Here is a 477-nt window from a genome sequence, read left to right on the forward strand (position 1 = left end):
GTCATGCCTGCGGCATTTTGTGCCTGTGACTGGACCACCGGGTAGGCCGCGGCGGAAAACAGGATTGCTATAGCCGCTGCGGACAGGATTTTTTTGTTCAGCTTCTTCATGGCTTTCTCCTCTCCAACTATTTTTTGACTGACATGACCTGTTTGGCCGCCAACGCCTGAACGGTTACGCTGTCGGTGTTCACAAGTTTCGAAAATTCATCGCTTGCTCTGGGTTTGGCACTGCGAAACACGTACCAATCTCCCATTGGCAAACGCTTCTGGTAGATCACGTTGCCAAGCCTGCCATGGGAAAAACATGTCCTTGCCTTGGCGGCCTCGCCGTCCGTCGTCCAAGTGGCGTTCATGCACATCTTGCCGAGGTTATCGACTGACCATGTGCCTTCGCCGATGGACTTCTTGCCGTTTTCTTCGGTCATTGCGGTAAAGCGCCGACCTTGCGAATCAAACCGTCCGCCGCCACTTGGCC

At 54.3% G+C, this 477-nt stretch carries 1 protein-coding gene; it reads right to left on the minus strand.

The genetic code is table 11. The features are described from left to right. Positions 1–127: 127 nt before the first annotated feature. Positions 128–477: DUF995 domain-containing protein (locus tag IB244_RS31665; RefSeq protein ID WP_192307005.1), on the minus strand; the 350-nt coding region annotated here is incomplete at its 5' end.

The organism is Rhizobium sp. RHZ02 (assembly GCF_014851575.1).
Classification (GTDB): Bacteria; Pseudomonadota; Alphaproteobacteria; order Rhizobiales; family Rhizobiaceae; genus Rhizobium; species Rhizobium altiplani.